The following is a 24,870-nucleotide window of genomic DNA, read 5'->3' on the forward strand; positions in this document are numbered from 1 at the left end:
GTCAAGGGAAAAGAGACGTTGGGTATCAGTTCAGGTGGCTGCGCCATTCCGGCGGCAAACGTTGCTGTTGGTTCAGCTCGACCAGTCGCTGACGCTGCGCCGGGGTGAGCCGGTCGAAGGCAATCGCCAGGGGCAACCCGACGGACACCGCTCGGTCAGCCGCGAGTTGTTCTTCCAGCAGGTCGAGAGCCAGTTGATTGAGGGTGAGGCTGTGTCGCTGGCTCAGACCGGTCAGGCGTCGCACATCCAGCCCCATGCCCAGCGCCTTCAGCACCAGTTGGTGGAAGGCCCGTTCCGGGTAGTGACGTAACGGGTAGGGCGTATCGAGGGCGAGGGCGGCAAACACTTGGCTGTTGCTGGTGCGCCCGGCCTGCAACGCCAGTTCGACGCACACCCCGTGGCTGTCGAGCCAGTCGAAGGCTTTGAGGACGGCGATCTTCTCCTGATCGTCGCCCCACAGAAAAAGCTGGCGCAGCAAGGACAATTGTCCGTCCTTGGAGGACTGTTCAAGGACCTGTGCCAGCAATAAGGCGCGCGCCAGCTGGATCAGGCTCCAGTGGCTGTCGGGCAGTGCTCGGTCTCGCAGGTGACGCTTGCACTGGCCGCTCAGGAGCGATGCAGTATTGGCGTCCGGTTGCCGGGCCAATTGTTCCTGCGCCTGACGCCACCAGTGCAATTCGGTGTCGTCGAGTTGCCGGGTCAGGGTCTGGTGGTGTTCGGCAAGGCAATCCTGGCGCATGCCGAGGGCCGCCATCGGCGGCGCAGTGACGTCCATGTTCATGTCGGTTTGATCCAGCGTTGAAAGTGTGGGAGCAGGAAAAACACCAGAACACACAGCAGGCTGCCCAATGGTTGATTGGCCACGGCCATCACCAACGCATCGAACAGTGGCAGCGCCGCGAGGCCGGCACCGATAAAGGCGCGGACCTTTCGATGCTGCGGGTTGGCGAGGTGCTGCCGGTAATGCCAGCCCAGCCAGCCGAGCCAGAGCAGCAACACCGGCCAGAACCACCGGTTGCCGGCGTAGATCGCCAGGGCCAGCGGGCTCAACATCAAGAGCAGGGGCAAGCGACTGAGCAACCGGTTGTTGTGCTCATTGCGCGCCAGGTAAGTCAGCCCGCTGATATAGACGCCCAGCAACATCGCGCAGAGCCAGATCGGCTCCGGCGGCACCGCCAGACTGGCCGCCGCCGTGAGGTACAGCGCCGAGCGACAGGCGCCCATCAACCACACGCTGTGGGCGTATTTTTTGTGCAGCACGTTGTAGCCAATGATGCAGCCCACCAACAGCGTGACGCTGGCCAGCAGCCAATGCGGCTGATCGATCAGTTGGCTCAGGCCCAGTACCGAGGCTGCTGCCAGTGTCAGCAACAACACAGTGGCGAGTCGCACTTGCTGGCGGCTGACCAGACCCAGCGTGATGGGCCGAGGATTGTGGTGTTGCTGATCCCAGTCGGCATCCAGCAGATCGTTCAGCAACATGCCGGCCAGATACAGCAGCGACAGGGTGAACAGCAGGAGAATCCACACCAGCCACGAGGGCGGCGCCAGTGCACCGGCGCTGCTGGCCAGCAGGGCGGCGGCCAGAGTGTTGGTCCACACCGTGGGCAGGTTGGAGACTCGGCCGAGGGTCAGCCAGGTCTTGAGGTTTTGCGGAGTCTGACTCATTTTGCGAAGCCCTCGCTCAGGTCGGGCACCGGCGTGCTGCGCACGGACAGCTTCTGCAGCGCCCGCTCCATCCGTGCGTCGTCGATTTCATGCAGGTCCACCGACTGGCCGATTCCGCTGAGCATCGGTATCGAGAGTTGTCCGCCGAGGTGTTGGCGGAACTCCTCCAGTCCGAGCAATACCAGCGGGCGACCTTGTGCATCTTTGAGGGTCAGTTCCGGTGGGCACAGGTTGAAGCCGAGCCGGGTCAACAGGCTCATCACCCGTTCACAGTTGACATCGCTCAACAGCCCGAGGGCATTGGCGTAGAGCCCGTCGAGGGCTATGCCCACCGCAACGGCTTCGCCATGGCGCAACCGGTGGTGACTGAGATTCTCCAGTTTGTGTGCGGCCCAGTGCCCGTAATCCAGCGGCCGTCCGTTGCCGCGCTCGAAGGGATCGCCGGCGCCGGTGATGTGCGCCAGGTGCAGTTCGGCGCAGCGGCGAATTGCATAGCGACTGGCCGGATGATCGAAACGGGCGAGGGCGTCGGCCTGTTGCTCCATCCATTCGAAGAATGTCCGGTCCTTGATCAGCGCAACTTTCACCGCTTCGGCGAGCCCGGCGATCTGGTCGCGGCGGGTCAGGCTGGTCAGCAACTGGAAGTCATTGATCACGGCCGTGGCGGGGTAGAAGGCGCCGAGCAGGTTTTTCTGGCCGAAGGCGTTGATGCCGTTTTTCACTCCGATGCCGGCGTCGTTCTGGGCCAGCACCGTGCTTGGGACACGGATCAGGCGGATGCCGCGATGGAAAGTGGCGCAGGCGTAGCCCACGGAATCCAGCACCGCGCCACCGCCAAGGGCCAGTACGTAACAATGCCGGTCCAGCCCGTGTTTCAGCATGTCGGCGTAGAGCTGCTGCAGCACCTGTGAATCCTTGCTCAGTTCACCGGCCGGAACGGCAATCGGCGGTGCCTGTAAATGCAGGTCCGCTGCATGGGCGGCAAAGTAACCATCGATCTGATCCAGCAGGTGCGGCGCGCTTTTCAGTAGTTGCTCATCGGCGAACACCATCACCGTCACCCGACCGTTTCGCCGGGCGGTGAGTTGTTGATGCAGGCAGGGGTTGGAAGAATCGAAGAGGTGATCGGTGAACACCACCGGGTAGTCGTAACTGACCTCGAAACGCCCATGCAGCACTTGCCCGACGTCGTGTTTGCGCAAGGTTTTGAAGAGGCTGTAGCCAGCGATGAACAGCCCCGGCAACACCATGCTGGCGAGAATCGTCACCAGCAGCGCGTTCTCTTCGACGAGGAATGTACCGATGGCGCTGTAAGCCAGTGCCAGCCCGGCGTTGGCCAGGGTAGTGACCAGCAGAAATGCCCGCAGCGGATAACGCTGCATGCCGGCGGCCACCACCGAGGTTTCCGCCAATACCGGCACGCCGCGCAGGCAGATCAATGACAGCGTGCCCAGTCGATAGGCCATTTGCCCAGGCTTGCGCTGATGCAATCCAAGGCGACTGGACAGCATCCGGAAATAACCGGCACCCAATGCGTAACCCAATCCGGCGCCCAGACACAGGCCAATGAAGATCACCAGATAACCGCCGACGCTGCCGAGCGTGGCCACGGCCAGTAGCGCGACCACACTTGAAGGCACGGGCAATACAACGTCCAGCGCCAACAGGGCAATCAGCAAAAGCGCCAGGTTGAGTTGCTGGGTGGGGGAAGTCGGCAGGTACAGGTCGAGATGATTGAGGAAGTCCTGGATCTGCCGTTCGAATAACAGGAAGCTGGCAATCACCAGTGCTGCAAAGCAAAACAGTGACAGCCAGAAATGTCCGGCCGATGCATTTTTCGAGAGCGCACGATACCAACGGCTGTGCTTCATCAAGCATCCCTCTTGAATGGTTATGACTGAGTTCCGTTCAGCAACTAAAGCAGCGTCTTACTTGTTTCAGAAGAATGAATGCTCCCGCCGGGAGGGCTGTTCTTATTATTCGGTGGATCGTGCCAGTGAGGATATTCATGAACCTAGACGGTTGTTGTGGTTTTGCAAGCCGATTGGGTCATGGTGTTTTTCAGAAAGTGTTTAGTAGGCGTGAGAGTGTCGCAAGATGCGGGATTTCGTTCGTGTATTTACATAGCGTTTTCAACATGATGAGCGCTTTTGTTGAAGTAATTTAAATGCTGATTAAACAGTCGGATGAGTAATTTTTTTCAACCGGGTTTGTTAGCAAGCTACTTAGATGGTGGCGATGTGGCATTATTTTGTTATTTAAGTTATTGCGACTGGCTATAAGCGTTCTTGATAGTTGAGTGATTTACTTGGTTAGTTGGCCTTTAAACTAGCAAGTTCACATCGAAAGAAAGATCCGGATGGAGGGTTGTGGGCGGCAGCTGTTTTCAATAGGTGTTACTGGGCTACCGTTCTGCACCTTTTCCGGGCTCGCAATGAGCCATCAGGTAGCAAATCCCGATCTTCGTGCCGGCAAATCTGATGGTTGTGCACGGCACATTTTCGCCTTAATTCATTCAAATCAAACGCTTGGTGCATTGCTTCAGGTTTTGGCACGCATTCTGCTTTTGTGTATCCGTGGATAATTGGATACAAAAAGACAAAAGGTGCCACCATGCAATTCGCTCCCGCCTTCGATCAGCGCCAACCGATGACCGCCGAGGAGGAGGCCTACAACTTTCTTCTGGAAGGCATCTGCGGCGGTCGTTACCGCAAAGGTGACCGGCTGATCGCCGAGGACATCGCCACTGAAATCGGCATGAGCCGGATGCCCGTGCGCGAAGCCTTTCGACGTCTGGATGCTCAGGGGCTGGTGACGCTGCGGCCCAATCGCGGTGCGATTGTCAGCGGTCTGGATGTCGAGCAAATGCACGAAGTCTTCGAGATGCGCAGCGCCCTGGAGGGGCTGGCGATCCGGGTGGCGGTGCCGAAGATCAATGAGCGTCAGTTGGCGGCGCTGGAACGGCTGCTCGATGAAATGGATGACTACCGCGACGAGAGTGCGGCTTGGGTCAGCCGTCACCGCAAGTTCCATGAGTATCTGTGCAGTCTCAGTGGACGGCCTCGTCTGGTGAAGCAGATCAGTGCGCTCTATGCGCTGATCGAAGCCCCGATGCGCCTTTGGCTGCAGCACGTGGAAAAGCCGTTGAGTGCACGCCAGGAACACGTGGTGATCCTCGATGCGATACGCGCCGGTGATGCCGCCAAGGCAGAAGCGGTGGTGCGCGAACACATCGAAGGCACGGTGCCTGAGTTGATCAAGTTTCTGCAATCGGAACGATAACCACAGAGCGGGCAACGAACCCGCCAATGTTGCGACTTTGAGAACTGCCCCGTTACTAACCGAACTGGAGTGTCTGGTCATGCATATGTCTCGGCTGTTGTTGGCTGCAATTTCTCTGGGGCTCTGTACGCAGTGGGCGGTTGCCGCTCCTGCCGTACCGGAGCGTTTGCTCAAGGTCGACAAACTGACCTATTGCTCGGGCATGGATTCGCCGCCCCTTGTTTCCTTCGATGAAACGCAAAAGCCAAAGGGCCTGACCGTCGATCTGGGCCTGGAGGTCGCCAAACGTCTGGGGGACAAGAAGGTCGAGTGGCGGGTGATTCCGTTTTCCGGATTGCTGCCGGCCTTGCTGGCCAAGCAGTGCGACATGATCGTCGACCAGTTGTTCGACAAGCCCGAGCGCCGCGAGGTGATCGACATCGTCAACTACATGTACTCCAGTCAGGCGGTGGTGGTGCCCAAGGGCAATCCGAAGGGGCTAAAGACCCTGGCCGATCTGAGCGGGCACAAGATCGCGGTACTCAACGGGTCGACCATCAAGACCTTGCTCGATACCGAGAATGAAAGCCTGGCCAAGGCCGGCAAGCCGCCGATGAAACTGGTGGTCTACAACTCCGACACCGATGCGTTCCAGGCCTTGCGGATCAGTCAGGTCGACGCTTACGGCACCACGGTGGAAACCGCCGGTTATTACGCCGCCATGGCCCCGGACCTGTTTGAGGAAGGCGTTCCGGCCTTCAGTCGGATCCTCACCGGCCTGGGTATTCGAAAGGATGATCCGCAATTGAGTGCTGCGGTCCAGCAGGTGATCGCCGACATGCGCAGCGATGGCAGCTACAACCAGCTCCTGAGTAAATGGCATGTCTCCAGCGACACGCTTGATTGAGGTAGGCGTTGATGAACTTCAATTGGGATGTGTTCTGGCAGTACCTGTTGCAGCCCAGCGGGGTCTACCTTACCGGGCTCTGGCTGACTTGCCTGATCAGTGTGCTGGCCATGTTGCTGGGTTGTGTTCTGGGGTTGGCCGCGGCGTTGCTGCGATTGTCGAAGAATCCTTTGCTGCATCTGCCGGTGCGCTTTTATGTGTGGCTGATGCGCGGGACGCCATTGCTGGTGCAGATCGTCTTTCTTTACACGGCACTGGCGGCGGGCGGGATTTTCCGCTTCGAAGACATTGAACTGTTCGGGCTGATGATCCCCGGCAATATCCAGGCCGCGATCATTGCGTTGGGCCTCAACGAAGGTGCGTACATGGCCGAGATCATCCGTGCCGGTATCGGCGCCGTCGACAAGGGGCAGTACGAGGCCGGGCGTTCCCTGGGCATGACCTTCGCCAAGCTGATGCGTCGTATCGTCTTGCCGCAGGCGTTTCGGGTCATCGTTCCGCCACTGGGCAACGAGTTCAACGTGATGCTCAAAAATACGACCCTGGTCAGCGTGATCGGCGTGCAGGAGTTGTTGCTCAGCACGCAAATGGTCACCTCGGCGACCTTTCGGGTGTTCGAGTTGTACCTCGTGGTGGCGATCTATTTCCTGTTGCTCACGACGCTGTGGGGCTTTTTTCAGCGCTGGCTGGAGACCCGTTTCGGCCAGTCGGATCGACCTTCGTCGCCGCCGCCGGCATCCAGCCGGATGTTCGGCCGCAGCACGCTGAAATTGCTGAGGGGACGTTAATCATGGCGCACCAGAGTGACGAGCTGATCATCGAAGCGCTGAACATTCACAAGTCGTTCGGCGACCTCGAGATTCTCAAAGGGATTTCCCTGCAAGTGCGACGTGGTGAAGTGGTGGTGCTGATCGGCGCATCGGGGTCGGGCAAAACCACGTTTATCCGCTGCATCAATTTGCTGGAAGACATTCAGTCGGGACAGATCCGGGTCAACGGGCAGTCCATGGGCTATCGCACGAAGGCCGATGGCAGTCTGGTGCGGGATTCGGAGCGCAACATCGCCCGTCAGCGGCGGGACATCGGCATGGTGTTCCAGCGCTTCAATCTTTTTCCGCACATGACCGCGCTGGAAAATATCATCGAAGCACCGATTCAAGTGCTGGGTGTGCCGCGCAAAGCAGCGGAGAAACAGGCGAGGGCGCTGCTCAAGCGTGTCGGGCTGGCGGAGAAGGCCGACCATTATCCGTCGATGCTTTCCGGTGGCCAACAGCAACGGGTGGCCATTGCCCGGGCCCTGGCCATGAAACCCCAGGCCATGCTGTTCGACGAGCCCACCAGCGCCCTTGACCCGGAAACGGTTGGCGAGGTCCTGCAAGTGATGAAAGAACTGGCCGAGGAGGGCATGACGATGGTGGTGGTCACCCATGAGATGGGCTTTGCCCGTGAAGTCGCCGACCGGGTGGTGGTGCTCGATCAAGGTGAACTGATCGAGCAGGGACCGCCAGAACAGATCTTCAGTCACCCCACCCACCCCCGTACCCAAGCCTTTCTCAGTCGCGTGCTGTGAGATTCACAAGGATATTGACGATGCGTTTATCAGGCATGTTTGCAGCCCTGTGCTGCGCTGCCGTGGTGCCCATGATTCAGGCTGCCGACGAGGTGGTGAAAGTCGACAACGGGTCCGACTTGATTGCCCCCGATACCCTGAAAAACTTCGACAACTTGCTTTGAAGAGCTTTTGCCATGCTGAAATTTTCTGCTCATGAGTATCCGTATCCGTCGCAACGTCAAAGCGTGTTTGCCCGTCGTGGCATGGTGGCGGCGTCTCAGCCTCTGGCCGCTCAGGCCGGCATCGAGATGATGCAAAAAGGCGGCAATGCGATCGATGCTGCCATCGCCACGGCTGCCGCGCTGACCGTGGTCGAGCCAACAGGGTGCGGGATTGGCGGGGACGCTTTTGCTCTGGTCTGGTTCAAGGATCAGCTACATGGACTCAATGCCAACGGCCATGCACCGGCTGCTTTGAGCATCGAAGCAGTCAAGGCCGCCGGCCATGAACAAATGCCGCTGTATGGCTGGACGCCGGTGACGGTACCCGGCTGCCCGTCGGCCTGGGCCGAGCTTTCTCAACGCTTTGGGATCTTGCCGTTTGCTGATTTGCTGCAACCGGCGATCAGCCTTGCGCGGGATGGTTTTCCGTTGTCGCCAGTGGTTGCCCATCAGTGGCAGGTTGCTTTGGATGAGTTCAGCCCTCATCGCGACGAGGTGCTGGACGCCTGGTTCGATACTTTCCTGATTGATGGCCGCGCACCGAGGGCAGGGGAGCTGTTTCGCAATCCAGCACAAGCGCGGACGCTTGAAGCGTTGGCGCAGAGCCGCTGTGAAAGCTTGTATCGCGGCGCGCTCGCCCAACAGTTGGATGCTCATTCAAGGGCGACTGGCGGGTATTTGCGAGCCGAGGATCTGGCGCAATACCGCGCGCAGTGGGTGGAGCCGATCCACGTCAATTATCGTGGTGTGGATGTCTGGGAAATCCCACCGAGCGGCCAGGGTCTGGTCGCGTTGATGGCGCTGAAGATTCTCGAGGGTTTTGAGTTTGATCATCGTGACAGCCAGCAGACCTGGCATCATCAGTTGGAGGCGATGAAACTGGCCTACAGCGATGGTTTGCACTACATCACCGATCCACTGCACATGCGCGTGGCGGTGGCCGATCTGTTGAGTGATGACTACAGCGCCCGGCGTCGTGGGCAGATCGGCGATAAAGCTCAGCCACCCCGGCCTGGCGATCCGCATGCCAGCGGCACCGTGTATCTGGCGACGGCCGATGGACAGGGCAACATGGTTTCGTTTATCCAGAGCAATTACCACGGGTTTGGCTCTGGTGTAGTGCTGCCTGACAGCGGCATTGCGCTGCAGAACAGGGGGCAGGAATTCAGTCTTGATCCGCAACACTCCAACTGTCTGGCTCCGGGCAAGAAGACGTTTCATACGATTATTCCGGGGTTTCTGACCAAGGACGGTAAGGCACTTGGGCCGTTTGGCGTGATGGGCGGATACATGCAACCTCAGGGGCATGTGCAGATGGTCATGAACCTGGTGGATTTCGGATTGAATCCGCAGTCGGCGCTGGACGCTCCACGCTGGCAATGGCTGGGAGGGATGAAGGTGGGGATTGAGCAGGGGGCTTCGAGGGATTTGGCCAATGCCCTGGCGCGACGTGGGCATGAGGTGCAGATCGCCTGTGATCTGACCGATTATGGACGAGGGCAGATCATTCTTCGTGATCCGGTCAGTGGTGTGCTTTGTGGCGGGACTGAGCCGAGGGCGGATTCGCATATTGCAGCGTGGTAAGGCAAAGAGTGTAAATGTAGCGAACGTCTTCGAATATGTCGGCATTATAGGTTAACTACACTAAATGAGTCTTTAGTTGAGCTAGGCAAAAACTGTGCTCAGTCAATGGAGAAGGTCATCAAATGAACGCCAAAGACGTGATTTCCGTCCTGGACCTCGAAGCTCACGTCGAGGGCGGCTATTTCCGCAGGACATTTCAGGCAGATCATCGAGACATGCTCGAAACCCGGAGCGGTCCACGTTATTTGATGACGTCCATTTATTACCTGTTGACCGAAGACTCACCGGTCGGCCAGTTTCATTTCAACCAGTCGGACATCCTGCATTTTTTCCATCTGGGCGACGCCATCGAGTACAGCCTGATTCATGCTGACGGTTCGTTGCAGACGTTGGTGATGGGCAGCGATGTTCTGGCAGGACATCATTTGCAACTGCACGTACCGGGCGGAATCTGGAAAGCCTCCAGACTGCTGAACGGCTCGAATGGCTTTGGTTTGATCAGCGAAGCCGTCTCACCAGGGTTTGATTTCGCGGACATGGAAATGGGAAATCGACAGAAGCTTATGGCCCAATATCCACAACACCGGGCGCTGATTGAAAAGCTGACGCGTGACGAGGATTGAGATCCGTACATTTGAAATAACGAGATCATCAGGCATCCATAGCCTTGGGGCGTTGCTGCAGATTGAAATCGTGTGTGCAACCGGGCTGGTCGCGTAATATTTTGTTACGTGTAATGTATATTATGTTAAACGAGGGGCTATGTTAGAAATGTTCATGAGCGTCCTAAAGCCTTGATTCGACAAATCAGCTTCTGATTTCTACTCTGTCAACGGGCCATGTACTTCGTGTTCATGGCGAGTCATTGAATGAGGTGACTACCGATGAAGCTGATTCAGTGCCGTTTCTCTTCAGGTCAGCGTATACCGCTGCTCGTTCAGACCGGTTATGCAGCGCCGTTGCCCATGCTTGTGCCGTTCATCTACGTCCAACTCAAACTCAAGCACCTCGCTTACAACACCGCGGCGGCGCATCTGCGGGCGATCCAGGCTTTCTACACCTATGCCGAAAGCCGAGACCTGGATATCGATGAGGCCATCTTGGCCTGCCACTTTGAGGCGATTCTGGCGTTACTGGACGGTTACGCCATTTGGCTTCAAAGCGGTCGTCAGGCCGATAATCTGGCCGCCCGAATTGGCAAAGCTACAACGGCACCTTTTCCGCGGATCGAGCTAGGCATACGTGACCAGTACCTGCGGCTGTTGCAACAGTACCTGTCTTGGTGTGCCACGCGATACATCCCGCGCGCTCGCCGAAACTCAGCCACTCTGGCTCACATCGAGGTGGTATTTGTAGACGTCGTCGATTTGATTGAACGACGCTTTGAAAGCCATATCATCAATGCTCGGCCAGACCGCACTCGTTACCGCAGCCTGACGGATACGCAACAACAGATCATTCATGCACTGATTCGCCCCGGCGCTCCGGACAATCCGTTCCCTGAAAGGCTGCAGCTGCGCAATTGGCTAATGATCGAATTATTGCTGGAGACCGGTATCCGCCGCGGAGAGCTTCTCAAGCTCTACACCACGGATATCAATCAGGGTTCTCAGCATGCTTATCTCAGCGTCAATGACCGCGAACATGACGTAAGTGATCCGCGCGCTGAAGAACCTGCGCTGAAAACCCACGGACGGACCGTAGGTATTTCCGCTCAGTTGTATGAGGTCTACGAGCGCTATATCCAGGCCGAACGCCGCCCTCTGCGTAACGGCAAACCCATGAAATTGCCGTACCGCTATTTGTTCATCTCGGATCGAGGTCGCCCGCTGTCGATTCGCGCATTGTCAAACGTCCTTGATCGGCTGTTTCTGACTATTGAACTGGCTCATCCGGGGTTGTTGCCTACACTTTCCGCGCATGACTTTCGCCACACCTTTGCCGATCGCTTCTTGGCCTATCTGGTCGAGAAACGAGGGTTTGACCTAGAGCGGGCGATGGATGAACTCCGACAAGTCTGCGGCTGGTCTGATACCTCAGCTATGCCCCGCCGTTATGCACGTCGTTATCTTGCTGAGTCGGCCAATCGCCACAATGCTCAACGTACCTCGGCAGCCTGGGGCCGACTTGACAGTTAAGGAGGTTCGCCGTGACCAAATCAGCCGATCAAGAACACGCTCCACCCTCCTCCTCTTTTCCGGCCTACGTGTTCGAGGGCCCTGCTCAGGTTGCGATTCGAACTCGCACCGATGACCAGCCACGGTACGTTGATACCCGGCTGCCGGTGTGGACGTGGTACGACGGTGGGGTTGTACTGAAAATTGACTGGGCCGCGCTTGACTTAACTCCAGAGTTCAATGAAATAGCCAAAGGATTTATGGCATATGCGTTAGAAAAATATGCTCCCCAAACAGCATTCATGTTTGCAAGAACACTTGTCTATTTATCAAGCACTGATCTTGCCCGTTACTTTCCTTGGGATTGCCAGAATTTAATTGCGGAATTAAATGGCTTCAAACAATCTAGGCAAAATTTAATTGGGTTCCGCAGACTTTATCGCTGGGGAGTTGGTAGAGGCATCAGTGGTTTTGATAAAAACACCTATCTTATAGTTAAAAACACAAAATCAGGTCGAGTTGATCCATATCAGCGAATTTTTCTTTCTCAGTCTGGTCTAGACCTTGATGAGGAAATTCGATTGTTGAAGCGTATTGATCGCGATATTCCGAGGGATGACTGGAGTGAAGTCCAGCTCAATATAATGCTACACCTGAGTTTCGAATTGGGGCCACGCTCGATTCAATTCCATTCGCTGGACGTCGCCGACTTCGAAGTAATCGAAACCGATGGCCGTGAGAAGTACTACACCCTGTGGCTGCCCATGGCCAAAAAGGTCGGCCAACGCCGACCTGAACGGCGGCCACGGAAAATAACCGCTCGGTTGGGTGATAAAATCAAACAGCATGTTTCGGAAATACAGCGTCGATTTGGTAATGGCTGCGAACCAATGTTTGTCAGTCGTACTGGAGGTCGCCTATCTGTCATCGAAATCGGTGCGGATCTAAAATACGAACTGCGTGAAGCCGGGATAGACAAACCAAATCAGGTCACCATGCTGCTGCGTCATCACCTTGGCCAAGGGTTGGCAGATCAAGGATCGCCGGCAGACGTGATCGCCGAACTACTCGGGCATAACAGCACGGTTCCGGCACAAGCCTATGTCACGGCAACGCCCAATATCGCCCGGATCAAAGAGAAAGCACTTGGCAAGAGCCCTGCCTTTCAACGCATCATGCGCAGCCTCCTAACCGGAGAAGTTGTGCAACGCCGCGATACCACACCTGAAAGAGAAGTTCGTGGTGTCATAGACACACAGTACATCGGGGATATCGGTGCCTGTGCTCTCCCCATCCACACCCACTGCCCCTATAACCCTGTGTATGCCTGCTACACCTGTAAGAAGTTTCACCCTTTTGCTGATGGCCGTCATGAGCAAGTACGGGAAGCGCTACAACGCGAAACTCAACGGTTTATTGATACGGCAGAACATGCTGGTGATCTTAGTCACAATCGACCGTTAGCCCAACATCAGGCCACCATCCTGGCAGTAAGCGCTACCATCGAGCGCTGCCAGCAGCACCAGAAGGATGGCGCAGATGACGCTGTCTAGGGTGAAGCAGAATCTTGAAGACTTCATCAACCAGGAAAAGTCTATTTTCCAATTGTTGCCGATAAAAACCTCTTGGGAGGCACCACTGTGGGCGGTCGACCGCTGGTTACCCCAGCGAGGAAAACAAGAAACTATTACTTTCGAAACACACCGGCAATCGCTTGAGAAAAACGGTTACCCTGCTCCTCCTAAAGCGCCCCTTCCATTAGATTTTCAGGATTTTTGCAAAGCCTTAGTCATACATCTGCAGCGCTCCCGAGATCTGAAGTTTTCCATGGCGGCAGCCTACAATATTGCGGCCCGGCGGCTGTACAACCCGTTGTTTGAACGCGGCGTATCCGACCCCACCCTGTTGACGCGGGACGATTTCGACCGCGTCGTGGCATTTCTCCGCGAAAGTGGTTACAAGAACCTTTACGACGCAACCTCTCACCTTCAGGTGATCGCGGATACGATTGATAATCTTCAGCTAACTGAGATCGCTATACACTTTGAGCATGACGCGAAACCAGAAAAACGCCGACACGATTACATTTCATTGCACGATCCTGATCGTGCGGTAAAACAACGTAAGTCTGATGAAAGGTTGCCCACTCGCGAGGCAATGGAAGCCTATGCCATATGTTCAAACAATCCACTTAGTGAGGGCGAAGAAATCTTACTGCGCGTAATAGATTTATTAATTGCGACTGGGCAGCGGGGTAATGAGGTAGCAGTCATTCCCTATGACTGTTGGGTCGAAAGGCCGATCAAAGGAGCGAAAGGAGAGGTGGTTGTAGATGCCAATAGCAAGCCTCTGGTCGAGTGCGGAATTAGGTATTTTGCGGAGAAGCAATTTCAATCTCGTGTGCATTGGCTCGCAGAAAGCGACATGCCTTTCGCGAGACGTGCTGTTGAACGGTTAAAAGTTTTAACGTTGGAGCAGCGGAAAATAGCGCAGTGGCAAGAAAAAAACCCAGGCCGCATTTGGGAGTACTCGCCAAGTACCATTTTGACAGAAGATGAGATTATAAAGTGGTTGGGATTTAGTAACTTCAGAAATCTGGAACTTTACTTAAATCGCAACGGTGTGTACTCCCTTGGTTGGTCGGATGAAAAAGATGAAGAATATCGCAGTTACTCAGCGCGAGAGATTGAGACACTCATTGCCCCTAAACTCGGTGACCATGTGGCACTGGCAGAAGCGGATTCCCACGGAATTCACATAATACTTAGAACGAGCGAAACATTGGCCATTGCCTTTGAAGGCCAATTTCGTTGCGGCGGACGTGAGGAAAATGTATTTCGTGCAATCCCGCGACGGGTTAACTTGCAAGATATTAACCGAGCGCTGGGCGCAGATCCAAGATACCCCTCTATTTTTTCCCGCCGATCGTTTTTCGAGGCCGATGGAAGCCCGATTCGTATAACCAGCCATCAACCTCGACATTGGCGGAACACCATTTACCACCTGGCGGGTATGAGCGATGTTCAACAAGCACTGGCCCTAGGCCGAAAGCACCTTGAACAAAATAAGTATTATCAGCACACCAGTATCGAAGAAGACACCGCCTCCCATCACGGGTTCCTGGCGTTCAACAGTCATCGCGAACGTATTGATTTTCTTCATGAGGGCATTAGAAAGGGTTCAATACAGGGCTCGTTAACCGACAGTTACCACGCACTCCTGCAGCTCAAGGGTTCAACAACAGCAGAAGCGTTTCTCGTTGTGCATTCCACCGCGCTGCATGTCACGCCCTTTGGCAGCTGTGTACATGACTTCTCACAGGCACCCTGCCCTAAGCATCTGCAATGCTGGAATGAATGTTCGCACCTGCATTTACTGGGCACCCCCTCTGAACGGAAGAATCTACAGGAGCAAGCCACGCGCTTGGCGGATGCCATCTTGATCATGCGGGATGCAGGGGCCGGCGAAGCAGGGAGTGATATATGGCTGGCTGATCAAGAACACAAACTCAACAATCTGCAGGCCGCTCTTTCTCGCGGCGCTGGAGTTGGCCCACATCAGGTATTTCCTAACGGGCATCCGGTAACCATTTCTGAAACGAGCAGGCGACGCAGCTCGGTATCGGATGAGTAGAGAGAACTATGGTACACCGACAATTGTTAAGGGGCGCAGCCCTGGATGAAGCGATAGATACCCTCCTCGCCCAGATGATCAGCTTGGGGTGGGAACGTGCGCCTATTTCGAGGCCTGAGGTGCAACAGCGCCTGGGTTTGACTAGCCGAGCGACCTTGGGTGGCGAGCGCGGCCGACGGATAGAAACTGCCCGTGTCGCGCAGCTTAGGGAAAGTGGAAAAGATCCCGACACTGAACGACGTCGTAGAAGTCTTGAGGAGCGCATAGCTCACTTAAAGGCAGAGAATGCTGACTTGGTCCGGCAGCGAGATCGGTTGTTCGAAGCACTGTCAGTGATTTCGGACAACTGCTTGATGAAGAGGCTTGATGTGGAAGAAGTATTAGCGCCCTTACGCAGACGTTAGGCAAAAACGTACGTGAGCAGCTCAATCATGCTTTGACTGACCAATCAATTGCCAACTCCTAAGTGAAGCGCAAATGCCCGCCAAAACTTAGCCAACAGGCTCATCCGCCTCTCGACCAGGCCTGTGCCGCAGACTGGCGAGCATTTAGTATGATTCGCTAGGCGTACGACTCGGTGCGCACGTATCAATCGTCGCCGCAGCATTTTCCGATAGATGTTTTCCAGACTTGCTTTTGTTAATTGATTTGAGCCTGCTCATCAAGAATCGCCTACTGCAATCAACACACGGGGGCTCATCGACTTAGGGGCTGCCTAGGCACATTGACTTATCGAATAGAACCTCACGATAAGTTCCATGAAACGGAAGCAATTTGGCATCGCCGACAAAATAGGTCGTGCCATGCTCGACCTCATACACCAATCCTTCCAGACCGTCTTGACATAGCAATTCAATCTTAAGCAATGGCTCCATCCGTTGGCGTCCGGACTGATTGGTTTCTCCCGAGCTGAGGAATTGGACACTTCGAACCACGAACGTTTTCGATTGCTGTGCGAGTAACGAGCATAGAGCCCGTTCACCGACGACCATGAGGATTAAAGGGAAACGTCGTTTCCCATTTCGCTCCTCAACCAGCACGTTAAACCAGCCAAGACTCACGTCGTACTCGACACACATCCATGTGCGAAAGGTCTCACCCAGCAAAGGGACTAACGGCACTTCCGCCCACTCATAGGTTCGAAACATCTGCTGCTCTCCGAAAATATCGCTATCGAGTATAGTTAATTTCGGACGCGACGGGCTTCATCATTCCTTTTGCGAGTCAGGCAAATGGAACTGAAGGAAGCATTTGGGGTAGCCCTACGCCAGGCGCGTTTAGAAAAAGGTTTGGCACAGGAAGCTCTCGCCCCTAGTCAGGCCTATGTCAGCGAGGTTGAAAATGGCCGGAAAAGCCCATCTATAGAAAAAGTTGATGAGTTAGCCAGCGTCTTGGGAATTCACCCAGTCACGTTATTCGCCCGTAGTTATCTTGTTGACGGTGGTGACCTGACTGATCTCTTGAAACGCGTTACGCAAGAGCTTCAAGAACTCCAATGAGTAAGCAGCTTCCTTTTTGAGATCTCGCTCAGCTTCGTCGACTCACTCAGTCTAGGGCATGGGCGAGATATAAATTATGGTGCTGAGAATTCGGAGCTAGGGCTTACTACTTGTTTATCCCACGTCACACCCTCTCCTTGAAAACCCTGAAGATTTTTCGGAGCATCCAACGAGGTCAAAATTACGGATAGCCGTGAACCTCTGGGCAAAGGAAATTGGCAACAGGATGAGGATTTGGCCACATAGACAAGACCGGCAGAGTCAACCCGAGGCCTAGAGTGTTGAGAGTCTGTTGCTTCCGCACAGTATCACTAGCCGCCTGGACACATGGTTTTTCTGTCCAAGCTTGCTACGAATCAAATTATGAGTTTTAGCATAATTGTGCATAAAACTAGGTGCCTAGCATTTACGGCTAATTTGTACTTTTGTAGCGCCATTTTTCACCAAAATAGTCTTAATAATGTTTGATTTTTGTCGAGGGGGTTGCGGGCATTATCCATCAGGGATGCATGTTTGATGAGCGTTCTCCGCATCTGACCGACGAGCTGCGAAGAGACGGTGCTCGCCGTCTAAAGTATCGTGCTTGGGGGGATTGTCTGCGTAGTAAGAAGGATCCTGACATCACGACGATGCCTTGAGAGGCTAGCCACTTCCAGCCAGTTTTAATCCAGTCACATATCTTTCCCAGGATCGCCATTATCTTGTTCGTCGCATCTGTCGGGCTCCAAGTCTTCATGGCCACCGCGAGTTGTTGGCTGAGCTCTGTCTAGGTCGCGTTTAGCTGGGTGACTTCCGCGCTGGCACATTCAGCCTTTTTCCTGGCAATTGCCAGCTGCTCCTGAAGCAGTCCCTTCGCACCTTCTGCCGCGGGTGCATTTGCCGGTGAGCACAATGCAGAAGTCGATCCAGGGCTCTTTCCCGTTAGGCAGCCGAGACTTTAGGCTCTTGATTCGTTTTCTCAGCTCAAAGGTTTTCCGACGGGTTTTGTCTACCGGCGATACTTCTGTTTCCTTCCCGTCTTGGTGCCTTTTACCTCCGTGACTGGTGATCTCGCCGCGCCAGTGCTTAAGCTCGACTACAAGAATGAGGCTATGGGTGACGATGACAAGATCGAACTCCCATCTGAGTCCCGCGAGTTCGCAAAACGAAAGCCTGCGTAGCCGCGCCAAGGCCATACGCCGTAGCCTGCCTCAGGTTTCTTCAATTGTTGCAGAAGGTCAAACGACTTTCCTTTCGTCGGGCCTGATCCAGGTTCCGGAGGAAGCTCTTTGGGCCCAAATGCTTTGGCCATCTTGTGGATGGCGTCGATCTCAACCGAAAGGAGACCTCCTTCCCAATAGCGTACGTCCATGTAATCCCCGCGACTTTTCACAATGGAGTCAATCTGCCATACGTTAAGGGAAATGGTGGCCTATAGAAATAAAATATCGGGGGATTTAGCGATTTGGAGCCAGGTGACCCGCGCTCTTAAGAGCCTGCACTGAAACGCACGGACGGACCGTAGGTATCTCCGCACAGTTATATAAGGTCTATGAGCGCTAAATCCAGAGTGAACGACGCCCACTGCGTGAGGCAAACCGATGAAATTTCTGTACCGCTATCTGCTCATCTCCGACTGAGAGCAACCGCTGTCGATTCGCGTGACAATTAAGCTCTGTCGAGTTATCAGAATCGTCTGATTAATCTTCCGACGGCCATTCACTTAATTTATATCGTCAATTCATTTTTGCCGAGCAGGGATCGTGCAGAATTTAAAGCAGACTATAAATCAAACAATCACGAAATCGAGCGACGCAACTCAAAGATATGCATTATAGCAAGTATACTCACCAGGCTGTCTGGCTGCGGTACGGATTCACAGCGTGATATAGAAAACGATTATTTTAACGAGCATCACTACAATGGAACGTCCTGATTACAACTGGAAGAGACCATACATACAATGACACTAAAGAAATGTCGCCACCAGCACAAATCACTAACATCAAAAATAGATTTTGCCGTTGGCGCAAGGATTTTTTTGGTAACTTTTATATTTCAAAGTGCCAGTATTAATGCGCTCGCGGCTTGCAGCATTGACGCAGGGCACACTGCACTCACACTAACGGTAAGCGTGCCCCCGACTTTATCTTTCCCTCGAGACACACCAGACAATACTGTCCTTTATGAGTCAGTAGCTGTCACTGCTACAGGACCTTCATTCACTTGCACTACGTATACAAAATGGGGTGTAAAAAACAAGCTTGGAACAGACTCCGCCACGAGCACAATATTCCCGATCGGTGATACGGGGATCTCATGGCAATGGATATATGACGACAAACCAAGAGCCGGCGATGGAGGAGAAAGACCACTGAATGGGGTCTATTCGTTCAAAGATACGCGACATGTGCTTCGCATCCTGAAAACAGGAACACTAAAAAGCAACGCCACAATTCCTGCTGGGGAAATCGGAAACCTTAAAATAGGCACAATTTATCCGATCAGCTTGAAAACTAACAACGAGTTGAGGTTCGTAGCTCAGTCTTGCGAATCTCCAGACATTCAAGTCGAAATGGGGCAATACGATCTTGGCATTTTTTCTCAACTCGGCGACACTTCTAAAGCGACACCCTTCAACATTCTGCTTAACAATTGCCAAAGCGGTATAGAAAAGGTCATGTACACTTTAACTCCAAGCCCAACCACTCCAGCCTGGAACGCCGCCCTAGGAATCTTAGAGTTGAATAGCAGCTCTACTGCAAAAGGCATAGCGTTACAACTACTGGACAGTGATCAAAACCCTTTGGAACTTAACAAGCCTTATGTATTTAACGACTACTCCACCACAGGAGGAAGTTTCCGGATACCACTGAGCGCACGATATTATAGAACAACCCCAGCGAGTAACGGAGGCACGGACGATTGGGGCGTAACACCTGGAACGGCTAATAGCGAGGTGTCGTTCGTTATGAGTTATCTATGAGTCCGAGTTCACTGGACTCGCAGAACGTTCGCGCAGCGAACAGTCAGGACACTAACTGCTGTTCAGCCTGCTTAACGAACGAAGTATAGTGCGCCTCACGCGCCAGCCCACTTGCGCTCGGTCATCAGCCATAGTGATCGATGGAGAAAAATCGGTGGGCCCGACTCCTACTCCCTGAGTGCAGGACTCAGGAACTCAACGTAAATACCCAGATGGTTAGCTACGTCCTGCACTAGCAGGAAGTCTCCGCACGTTAGAATATGAGCTCTGGCAAGGGCAGCCATCTCATCTTCTCTTTCTTCGATAGTCCGACGCCTTTCATTTCTTCCTGCAGGCGCCGCCCCCCCCTGGACGAGGGCACACGTCTATTCCAAGTTCCTTTAGCGGTTTACCCTCAGGAGTTGAGCTCTCGATCCGACAGAATTCCGCGACGCCGTAGCTTCGACAATTTGTTGGGCTCAATCGTCATGGGTTGGTACTTAAATACTTTCCACTTCTCCTGATGTACAAAGCACGCCGCCGGTGAGCAATTTACGAAGTTCTGTCTGAATCCGCCCGCTGATTGGGCCGGCCCTTGGTCAAATCTCGGACCGATAGAATTGGCGGGCGCGAGCGCCTTGAATCGGATGAGTACTTAGTAAACTCAAGAAACCGCCTCTTCGAGGCCGGGGCTGGTTCCCGCCACACTGGTGACGAAAGTAGGTATCGTCTTATTTAGGGCACCTCCTGTCCTGCAAACTTTGAGCGTGAATCGACTGGACATATGACGTGAAAAAGTCACTCCCTCTGGCAGCATTAGCGCTGCTTAGCCATATGACTGATAGGGTGGCAAGTTGCTACATTGATGACGCAGGGCAAGCAGGCGATGGTAAGGCTCGCGTCGAAACCAGTGTTTAATAAACCTATCTCGCCTGCAAGCGATAATCTGGAGACTTCTGGCTTTGTATTAGGCCGCAACCCGCCGCAGACTCAGTATTTTGTATAAAAGGTACAGGACTAGATTTGAGACTGAGAACAGAAGGAAAAGCGCTTTTTATACAGTAACCGGCGCAGTAAGCGCGATTAATATTAAGAAAGACGTGCATGTCCCTGATGAACCCATAAAGGTTGTTTTTCATCAAAACAGTGAGATCGAATTCGGCCTCCATGATTTCCGCCGGCCTGCTCGGCTCATGGGTAACGCCAAGTCTTCGCAATCGCATAGTTTAACTTGTTGGATCCTTTCAAGTTGATCGCTGCTTCGGGGCGAAACCACAGAACTTAATTTTTCTGCTGCATATGTATAAACCTTCGGCAAACTTAGAGCAGGCTCTGCGAATACGAGAATGAGTTCCATGATCTATCAGTAGCTGGTGCTGCACGCTTTAAGAATCGTCTGATTTTGGTCCGGCACGTCCCTCGCTAGGGTAGCCGGATGAAATTGAAGAACTACCTTCACCAGATCACCCCCCTCCTCTCCACGCCAAACGCCGCCCGACGCTTATTGCGTATTTTTGGCATGGTTTTGCTCATCGGCATCCTCAGCGGTGTTTACAGTTTCCTGCTGTTGACGTTTAACGCCGAGGTTTCGCGCAGACGCAGCCACATGAGCAGTGCGATCGCCGAAGCTCACACGTTTTTCACCACTCGCGAAGCGCTGCTTGAAAGTTTGAGTCTGTCGGCCATTCGCAATCCCAAAGGGCAAAAACCGCAAGTTTCATCGGAAGAAATCCATTTATTGCTGGGCACCGCGCGCGGCAAGCAATGGAGCATCTGGCTAACCGAGCGGATCCGGCAGTACCTGACCAGCAAGCAGGTGAACTTACTGTACGTCGGTAGTGGCAACGACCTTCAGGTGAAAAGGCTTTATACCGCCACACCCGAGGTTGGAGATTTCCCCCGGGCGATGCTCGATCGCTTGCAGGCGTTGAAAAGCGACAATACCAACGCAATGGATGAGTTGTGGCTGACCAATCAATCGTCCAGTCATTCGCAACTCTACATCTTCATTCGGCTAGATGCGAGGGATCTCGATTCCGGATGGTTGGGGCTTGAAATGGATGGTCGCGAGGTTTCCAACGCACTGGATGATCAAAGCGCCGGTCAATTCATGATGTTCGATCCCGACGGAATGCTTGTGTTCAGCAACAGTCAACCTGCCCAGATTCGCAAAAATCTGATGCAAATGCAGCGGCAGAATTTCTTTGGCTTTGTCGGAAAAAACTGGCTGCCCGATAATATGGTGATGCGCAAACAGCTCAAGTCATCCGACTGGCAGTTAGTCTACTCCATCGATCTGCGCGATGTGCTCATAGCGCTATGGCCGCGACTGTGCGGCACCCTGCTGTTCAGCCTGTTCAGCATCAGCCTGGTATGGATCGTGGTTCGCCGCCTGGAGGACCGCTTTATCACGCCGACCATCAGTCGTATCCAGGCGCTTGTCGAAAGCGAACTGTTCAGCAGCGACGTGATCCAGACCGCACCGGTTGCGCTATGTGTGCTGCGACGCGCCAACGGCCAGGTGGTATTGGAAAATACTTTAGCGCAGCAATGGCTGGGCCAGAGCGGTGAGCGTGAGCGCCTTAGTCCGATCTGGATCTACAAGGCATTCGATGAGACGAACCCGCAAGTCACCGACTATTTCGAAGCCGCCGACGGCCGCCACCTGTACCTGAGCTGCGCGCCCACCCGTTACAAGGGCGAAGACGTCTTGCTGTGCGCCTTCAGCGACATCAGCACGCGCACTCAAATTGAGGATGCGCTGGATCAGGCGCGGCAACTAGCTGATGCCGCGAACGACGCGAAAACCCTGTTTCTAGCGACCATGAGCCATGAAATCCGAACACCTTTGTATGGCGTACTGGGCACTCTGGAGTTGCTGGCGCGGACCGAATTGGATGCGCAACAAACCGACTACTTGCGCACCATCCAAGGGTCTTCTGCGACGTTATTACAATTGATCTGTGATGTGCTTGATGTGTCGAAGATCGAGGCTGGGCAACTCGCGCTCGAACAAACAGAGTTCAGTGTACTTGAGCTGGTTCACGAGGTGCTTCAGGGCTACGCTGCCGCCGCTCATGGCAAGGGCCTCGACCTGTACGCGGTGATCGATCCGAAGTTGCCGGAGCGAGTCATCGGCGACGCGTCGCGCATCCGTCAGATTCTCTACAATCTGCTGAGCAACGCCGTCAAATTCACCGACGCCGGGCGCATCGTCCTGCGCGTGAGTCTGATTGGCCGCGACGGCGAGCGTGTGAACCTGTTCTGGCAAGTCTCGGACACCGGTAAGGGCATCTCTCAGGAAGACCAGGCGCGCATTTTCGAACCCTTCTACCAGACTCGCGGCCACACCAACGTGATAGCAGGCACCGGCCTCGGTCTGCCCATCTGCCAGCGCCTGACACACTTGATGAACGGCAGTATTCGCGTGGTCAGCGAACCCGGGCTGGGCAGCAGTTTCTCGCTGAATCTTTCTCTGGAACAGCCTTCCCCCCGCCCATTACCCAGCAGTTTCACGGCTTTGCTGCCAACAGTGGTGTTTGTGGTTTCCCCGATTCGCGAACTGGCGGAAGCCATGAGTGGCTGGTTACGCCGATGGGGCGCACGCCCGCAACTCGATCGCCCTTCACGCGGTGCCGCCACGCCAGACAGCGTGCTGCTTGAGTTGCATCCCGGTTGCTTCGAAAAACGCCTGGATCCGCAATGGACCGGACCGTTGGTGATGGGCACCGGCGACGGCTACAATGAACCCCAGGCGGGCTCCGGAGGCTGGGTGGTCAACATCAACCACCTGGAGGCCATTCATCAGGCTGTCAGCCGGGCTCAAGGGCTTTCGGTGATCAAACCGGAAAATGACAACCCGCAACGACAGCTGAGGAAGTTGTATCTGCACATCCTTGTGGCTGAAGACAACGTGATTAACCAGTTGATCCTGCATGACCAATTGCAGGAATTGGGGTGTACGGCCGAACTGGCGAGCAATGGCGAGGAGGCATTGGCGATGTGGCGTAGAGGCCGTTTCGACGTGATTCTGAGCGACGTCAACATGCCGCGCAAAAATGGCTATGAACTGGCACGAGAGCTGCGCCGTCTGGGGTGCAAGGTGCCAATCATCGGCGCAACTGCCAACGCCATGCGCGGCGAAGAGGTTCTGTGCCTGGCTGCAGGCATGAACCATTGCTTGGTTAAACCTTTCACGCTGCAGGCATTGTACAAACAACTGGCGCCTTACGAAAGAAGGCCTCATGAAACCACTTAGTATCCTAATCGTTGAAGACCATCCGTTCCAGCAACTGTATCTGCAGAATCTGTTCAGCGAGCTCGGAGACTTTGAGCTGGAGTTCGCTCAAGAAGGCAGCGCAGCGCTGGACTGCCTGAAAAGGCGCGACTTCGATCTGGTGCTGACTGATTTGCTGATGCCGGGAATGGACGGCGTCCAGTTCATTCAGGGGCTGGCGGCGTCCGGTTCACGGCCGGAGCTGGCGATCATGAGCGTCGCCTCTCGACGCATGCTGACCAGCGCCAGCCTCGCCGCACGCAATCTTGGGGTCAACGTCATCGGTCTGATTTCCAAACCGGTCAAGAGCAGCGCCTTGCGCAATCTAACTGAGCAGTTGGGCAATCGGCGCCAAGCCACCCTGCCCCTGACCGGCCCACAGATTGATCACCTGGCGATACTCGCGGCGTTGGACAACGGTGAACTGCAAGCCTGGTTCCAACCGAAAAAATCGCTGGCGAACGGCCGAATCGTTGCCGCAGAGGCGCTGGTGCGCTGGATTCATCCCGAGCATGGCATGCTGTTGCCAGGTATGTTTCTATCGGCGCTCAAGGCGCTTCTCCTGGAGGAGAGACTGCTGTGGCATATTCTCGAGCAAGCGATGAATGCACAGAAATTGTGGAGCGCTCAAGGCTACGCCATCCCCGTGTCGATCAACCTGCCCACCCACTTGCTTAACAGTCCGGATCTGGCGGACCGGATTCTGCAATTTGTCCTCAAGCACCATGGCATCCCGACGATGATCTGTTTTGAACTGATGGAGTGTTCGATACCCGACGAAATGAGCAACTTTTACGCCGGTGCATGCCGGTTGCGCATGAAGGGTTTCGGGTTGTCGCAAGATGACTTTGGTCAGGGCTACAGTTCCTATTTGAATCTAGTATCGACACCGTTCACCGAGTTGAAGATAGACCGGGCGCTGGTGCACGGTTGCAGTGAAAACGAAGAGTTGGCCCAGGCCCTGACCAGCCTCGTCACGCTTGGGCGCCAGTTGGGCCTCACGGTGGTGGCCGAAGGCGTGGAAACCGCACAGGAGCTGGCTGTGTTGCGAAGAATCAACTGCACTCAGGTTCAGGGATTCCTTATTTCCCATGCAGTCTCGTCGTCCGAATTTCAGCAACTGTTGATCCAGGACGGTCCGGCTATCGCGGATTGATCCCTAGCGCACAGATTCTGTTTGCATCAGAGGTGGCGGTGTCCACGTTCTA

Annotated in this window: 19 protein-coding genes; 14 read left to right on the forward strand and 5 right to left on the reverse strand. The window is 54.6% G+C overall.

Going from position 1 to position 24,870, the window contains the following annotated elements; translation table 11 throughout:
• Positions 1-25: 25 nt before the first annotated feature.
• The 3 genes from J5M72_RS04065 to J5M72_RS04075 are packed head-to-tail and all read right to left on the reverse strand — an operon-like array spanning position 26 to position 3,539.
• Positions 26-781, reverse strand: a complete 756-nt coding sequence (locus tag J5M72_RS04065) for an EboA domain-containing protein (RefSeq protein WP_207864176.1) — start codon at positions 779-781, stop codon at positions 26-28.
• Positions 778-1,668, reverse strand: a complete 891-nt coding sequence (locus J5M72_RS04070) for a UbiA family prenyltransferase (protein WP_207864178.1) — start codon at positions 1,666-1,668, stop codon at positions 778-780. The genes J5M72_RS04065 and J5M72_RS04070 overlap by 4 nt, the downstream gene beginning before the upstream one ends.
• Positions 1,665-3,539, reverse strand: a complete 1,875-nt coding sequence (locus J5M72_RS04075) for a 3-dehydroquinate synthase (protein ID WP_207864180.1) — start codon at positions 3,537-3,539, stop codon at positions 1,665-1,667. Before J5M72_RS04075 ends, J5M72_RS04070 begins: the two co-directional genes overlap by 4 nt.
• Before the next feature lie 742 nt (positions 3,540-4,281).
• On the opposite strand from J5M72_RS04075, the gene J5M72_RS04080 reads away from it, so the two are divergent.
• The 10 genes from J5M72_RS04080 to J5M72_RS04125 all read left to right on the forward strand — a co-directional run bounded on the left by J5M72_RS04080 (position 4,282) and on the right by J5M72_RS04125 (position 14,943).
• Positions 4,282-4,950 (forward strand): GntR family transcriptional regulator, encoded by a 669-nt coding sequence (locus J5M72_RS04080; RefSeq protein WP_207864182.1) that lies wholly within the window; start codon positions 4,282-4,284, stop codon positions 4,948-4,950.
• A gap of 79 nt (positions 4,951-5,029) precedes the next feature.
• Positions 5,030-5,836: an ABC transporter substrate-binding protein gene (locus J5M72_RS04085; protein WP_207864184.1), complete on the forward strand. Its 807-nt coding sequence runs from the start codon at positions 5,030-5,032 to the stop codon at positions 5,834-5,836.
• Positions 5,837-5,847: 11 nt separating this feature from the next.
• Positions 5,848-6,624 (forward strand): amino acid ABC transporter permease, encoded by a 777-nt coding sequence (locus J5M72_RS04090; RefSeq protein WP_085730925.1) that lies wholly within the window; start codon positions 5,848-5,850, stop codon positions 6,622-6,624.
• A 2-nt stretch (positions 6,625-6,626) separates the two neighbouring features.
• The gene (locus J5M72_RS04095) at positions 6,627-7,406 is read left to right on the forward strand and encodes an amino acid ABC transporter ATP-binding protein (protein ID WP_169430443.1); all 780 of its coding nucleotides are present in this window, start codon (positions 6,627-6,629) and stop codon (positions 7,404-7,406) included.
• A gap of 20 nt (positions 7,407-7,426) precedes the next feature.
• Positions 7,427-7,570 (forward strand): hypothetical protein, encoded by a 144-nt coding sequence (locus J5M72_RS04100; RefSeq protein ID WP_243433199.1) that lies wholly within the window; start codon positions 7,427-7,429, stop codon positions 7,568-7,570.
• 12 nt (positions 7,571-7,582) lie between these two features.
• On the forward strand, positions 7,583-9,193 hold the full coding sequence (locus J5M72_RS04105) for a gamma-glutamyltransferase family protein (protein ID WP_207864186.1): 1,611 nt from the start codon (positions 7,583-7,585) through the stop codon (positions 9,191-9,193).
• Between the two features lie 122 nt (positions 9,194-9,315).
• Entirely contained in the window at positions 9,316-9,816 is a 501-nt protein-coding gene (locus tag J5M72_RS04110) for a cupin domain-containing protein (RefSeq protein WP_169430441.1), read from the forward strand.
• A gap of 261 nt (positions 9,817-10,077) precedes the next feature.
• Positions 10,078-11,331 carry a site-specific integrase gene (locus tag J5M72_RS04115; RefSeq protein ID WP_207864188.1) on the forward strand — a complete coding sequence of 418 codons (1,254 nt, stop codon included), beginning with the start codon at positions 10,078-10,080 and terminating at the stop codon, positions 11,329-11,331.
• Positions 11,332-11,342: 11 nt separating this feature from the next.
• Positions 11,343-12,863, forward strand: a complete 1,521-nt coding sequence (locus J5M72_RS04120) for a tyrosine-type recombinase/integrase (protein WP_207864190.1) — start codon at positions 11,343-11,345, stop codon at positions 12,861-12,863.
• Positions 12,850-14,943 carry a hypothetical protein gene (locus J5M72_RS04125; RefSeq protein WP_207864192.1) on the forward strand — a complete coding sequence of 698 codons (2,094 nt, stop codon included), beginning with the start codon at positions 12,850-12,852 and terminating at the stop codon, positions 14,941-14,943. The genes J5M72_RS04120 and J5M72_RS04125 overlap by 14 nt, the downstream gene beginning before the upstream one ends.
• A gap of 704 nt (positions 14,944-15,647) precedes the next feature.
• Here the strand turns inward: J5M72_RS04125 and J5M72_RS04130 are convergent.
• Complete coding sequence (locus J5M72_RS04130) at positions 15,648-16,091, reverse strand: hypothetical protein (RefSeq protein WP_207864194.1); 444 nt, start codon at positions 16,089-16,091, stop codon at positions 15,648-15,650.
• An 84-nt stretch (positions 16,092-16,175) separates the two neighbouring features.
• Between J5M72_RS04130 and J5M72_RS04135 the strand changes: the two genes are divergently transcribed.
• A complete protein-coding gene (locus tag J5M72_RS04135; protein WP_207864196.1) occupies positions 16,176-16,442 on the forward strand; it encodes a helix-turn-helix transcriptional regulator in 267 nt (88 codons plus the stop codon).
• A gap of 806 nt (positions 16,443-17,248) precedes the next feature.
• On the opposite strand, the gene J5M72_RS28865 is transcribed toward J5M72_RS04135, so the two are convergent.
• Positions 17,249-17,617 carry a nuclease-related domain-containing protein gene (locus tag J5M72_RS28865; protein WP_243433200.1) on the reverse strand — a complete coding sequence of 123 codons (369 nt, stop codon included), beginning with the start codon at positions 17,615-17,617 and terminating at the stop codon, positions 17,249-17,251.
• A 767-nt stretch (positions 17,618-18,384) separates the two neighbouring features.
• Here J5M72_RS28865 and J5M72_RS28870 point away from each other — a divergent pair.
• From J5M72_RS28870 to J5M72_RS04155, 3 genes are all read left to right on the forward strand, one after another.
• Positions 18,385-19,407 carry a fimbrial protein gene (locus J5M72_RS28870; protein ID WP_243433201.1) on the forward strand — a complete coding sequence of 341 codons (1,023 nt, stop codon included), beginning with the start codon at positions 18,385-18,387 and terminating at the stop codon, positions 19,405-19,407.
• 1,414 nt (positions 19,408-20,821) lie between these two features.
• On the forward strand, positions 20,822-23,644 hold the full coding sequence (locus tag J5M72_RS04150; RefSeq protein ID WP_207864198.1) for an ATP-binding protein: 2,823 nt from the start codon (positions 20,822-20,824) through the stop codon (positions 23,642-23,644).
• On the forward strand, positions 23,631-24,818 hold the full coding sequence (locus J5M72_RS04155) for an EAL domain-containing protein (protein WP_207864200.1): 1,188 nt from the start codon (positions 23,631-23,633) through the stop codon (positions 24,816-24,818). The genes J5M72_RS04150 and J5M72_RS04155 overlap by 14 nt, the downstream gene beginning before the upstream one ends.
• Positions 24,819-24,870 lie beyond the last annotated feature (52 nt).

The organism is Pseudomonas sp. 58(2021) (genome assembly GCF_017491585.1).
Lineage (GTDB): Bacteria > Pseudomonadota > Gammaproteobacteria > Pseudomonadales > Pseudomonadaceae > Aquipseudomonas > Aquipseudomonas fluorescens_BT.

Bases quoted from the DNA above. Each gene is read 5' to 3' on its own strand.
- J5M72_RS04150 (WP_207864198.1), top strand. From the start codon at position 20,822: ATGAAATTGAAGAACTACCTTCACCAGATCACCCCCCTCCTCTCCACG.
- J5M72_RS04110 (WP_169430441.1), top strand. From the start codon at position 9,316: ATGAACGCCAAAGACGTGATTTCCGTCCTGGACCTCGAAGCTCACGTC.
- J5M72_RS04085 (WP_207864184.1), top strand. From the start codon at position 5,030: ATGCATATGTCTCGGCTGTTGTTGGCTGCAATTTCTCTGGGGCTCTGT.
- J5M72_RS04095 (WP_169430443.1), top strand. From the start codon at position 6,627: ATGGCGCACCAGAGTGACGAGCTGATCATCGAAGCGCTGAACATTCAC.
- J5M72_RS04090 (WP_085730925.1), top strand. From the start codon at position 5,848: ATGAACTTCAATTGGGATGTGTTCTGGCAGTACCTGTTGCAGCCCAGC.
- J5M72_RS28865 (WP_243433200.1), bottom strand. From the start codon at position 17,617: ATGGCCTTGGCGCGGCTACGCAGGCTTTCGTTTTGCGAACTCGCGGGA.
- J5M72_RS04075 (WP_207864180.1), bottom strand. From the start codon at position 3,539: ATGAAGCACAGCCGTTGGTATCGTGCGCTCTCGAAAAATGCATCGGCC.
- J5M72_RS04065 (WP_207864176.1), bottom strand. From the start codon at position 781: ATGAACATGGACGTCACTGCGCCGCCGATGGCGGCCCTCGGCATGCGC.
- J5M72_RS04080 (WP_207864182.1), top strand. From the start codon at position 4,282: ATGCAATTCGCTCCCGCCTTCGATCAGCGCCAACCGATGACCGCCGAG.
- J5M72_RS04155 (WP_207864200.1), top strand. From the start codon at position 23,631: ATGAAACCACTTAGTATCCTAATCGTTGAAGACCATCCGTTCCAGCAA.
- J5M72_RS04105 (WP_207864186.1), top strand. From the start codon at position 7,583: ATGCTGAAATTTTCTGCTCATGAGTATCCGTATCCGTCGCAACGTCAA.
- J5M72_RS04130 (WP_207864194.1), bottom strand. From the start codon at position 16,091: ATGTTTCGAACCTATGAGTGGGCGGAAGTGCCGTTAGTCCCTTTGCTG.
- J5M72_RS04125 (WP_207864192.1), top strand. From the start codon at position 12,850: ATGACGCTGTCTAGGGTGAAGCAGAATCTTGAAGACTTCATCAACCAG.
- J5M72_RS04135 (WP_207864196.1), top strand. From the start codon at position 16,176: ATGGAACTGAAGGAAGCATTTGGGGTAGCCCTACGCCAGGCGCGTTTA.
- J5M72_RS28870 (WP_243433201.1), top strand. From the start codon at position 18,385: ATGACACTAAAGAAATGTCGCCACCAGCACAAATCACTAACATCAAAA.
- J5M72_RS04115 (WP_207864188.1), top strand. From the start codon at position 10,078: ATGAAGCTGATTCAGTGCCGTTTCTCTTCAGGTCAGCGTATACCGCTG.
- J5M72_RS04100 (WP_243433199.1), top strand. From the start codon at position 7,427: ATGCGTTTATCAGGCATGTTTGCAGCCCTGTGCTGCGCTGCCGTGGTG.
- J5M72_RS04070 (WP_207864178.1), bottom strand. From the start codon at position 1,668: ATGAGTCAGACTCCGCAAAACCTCAAGACCTGGCTGACCCTCGGCCGA.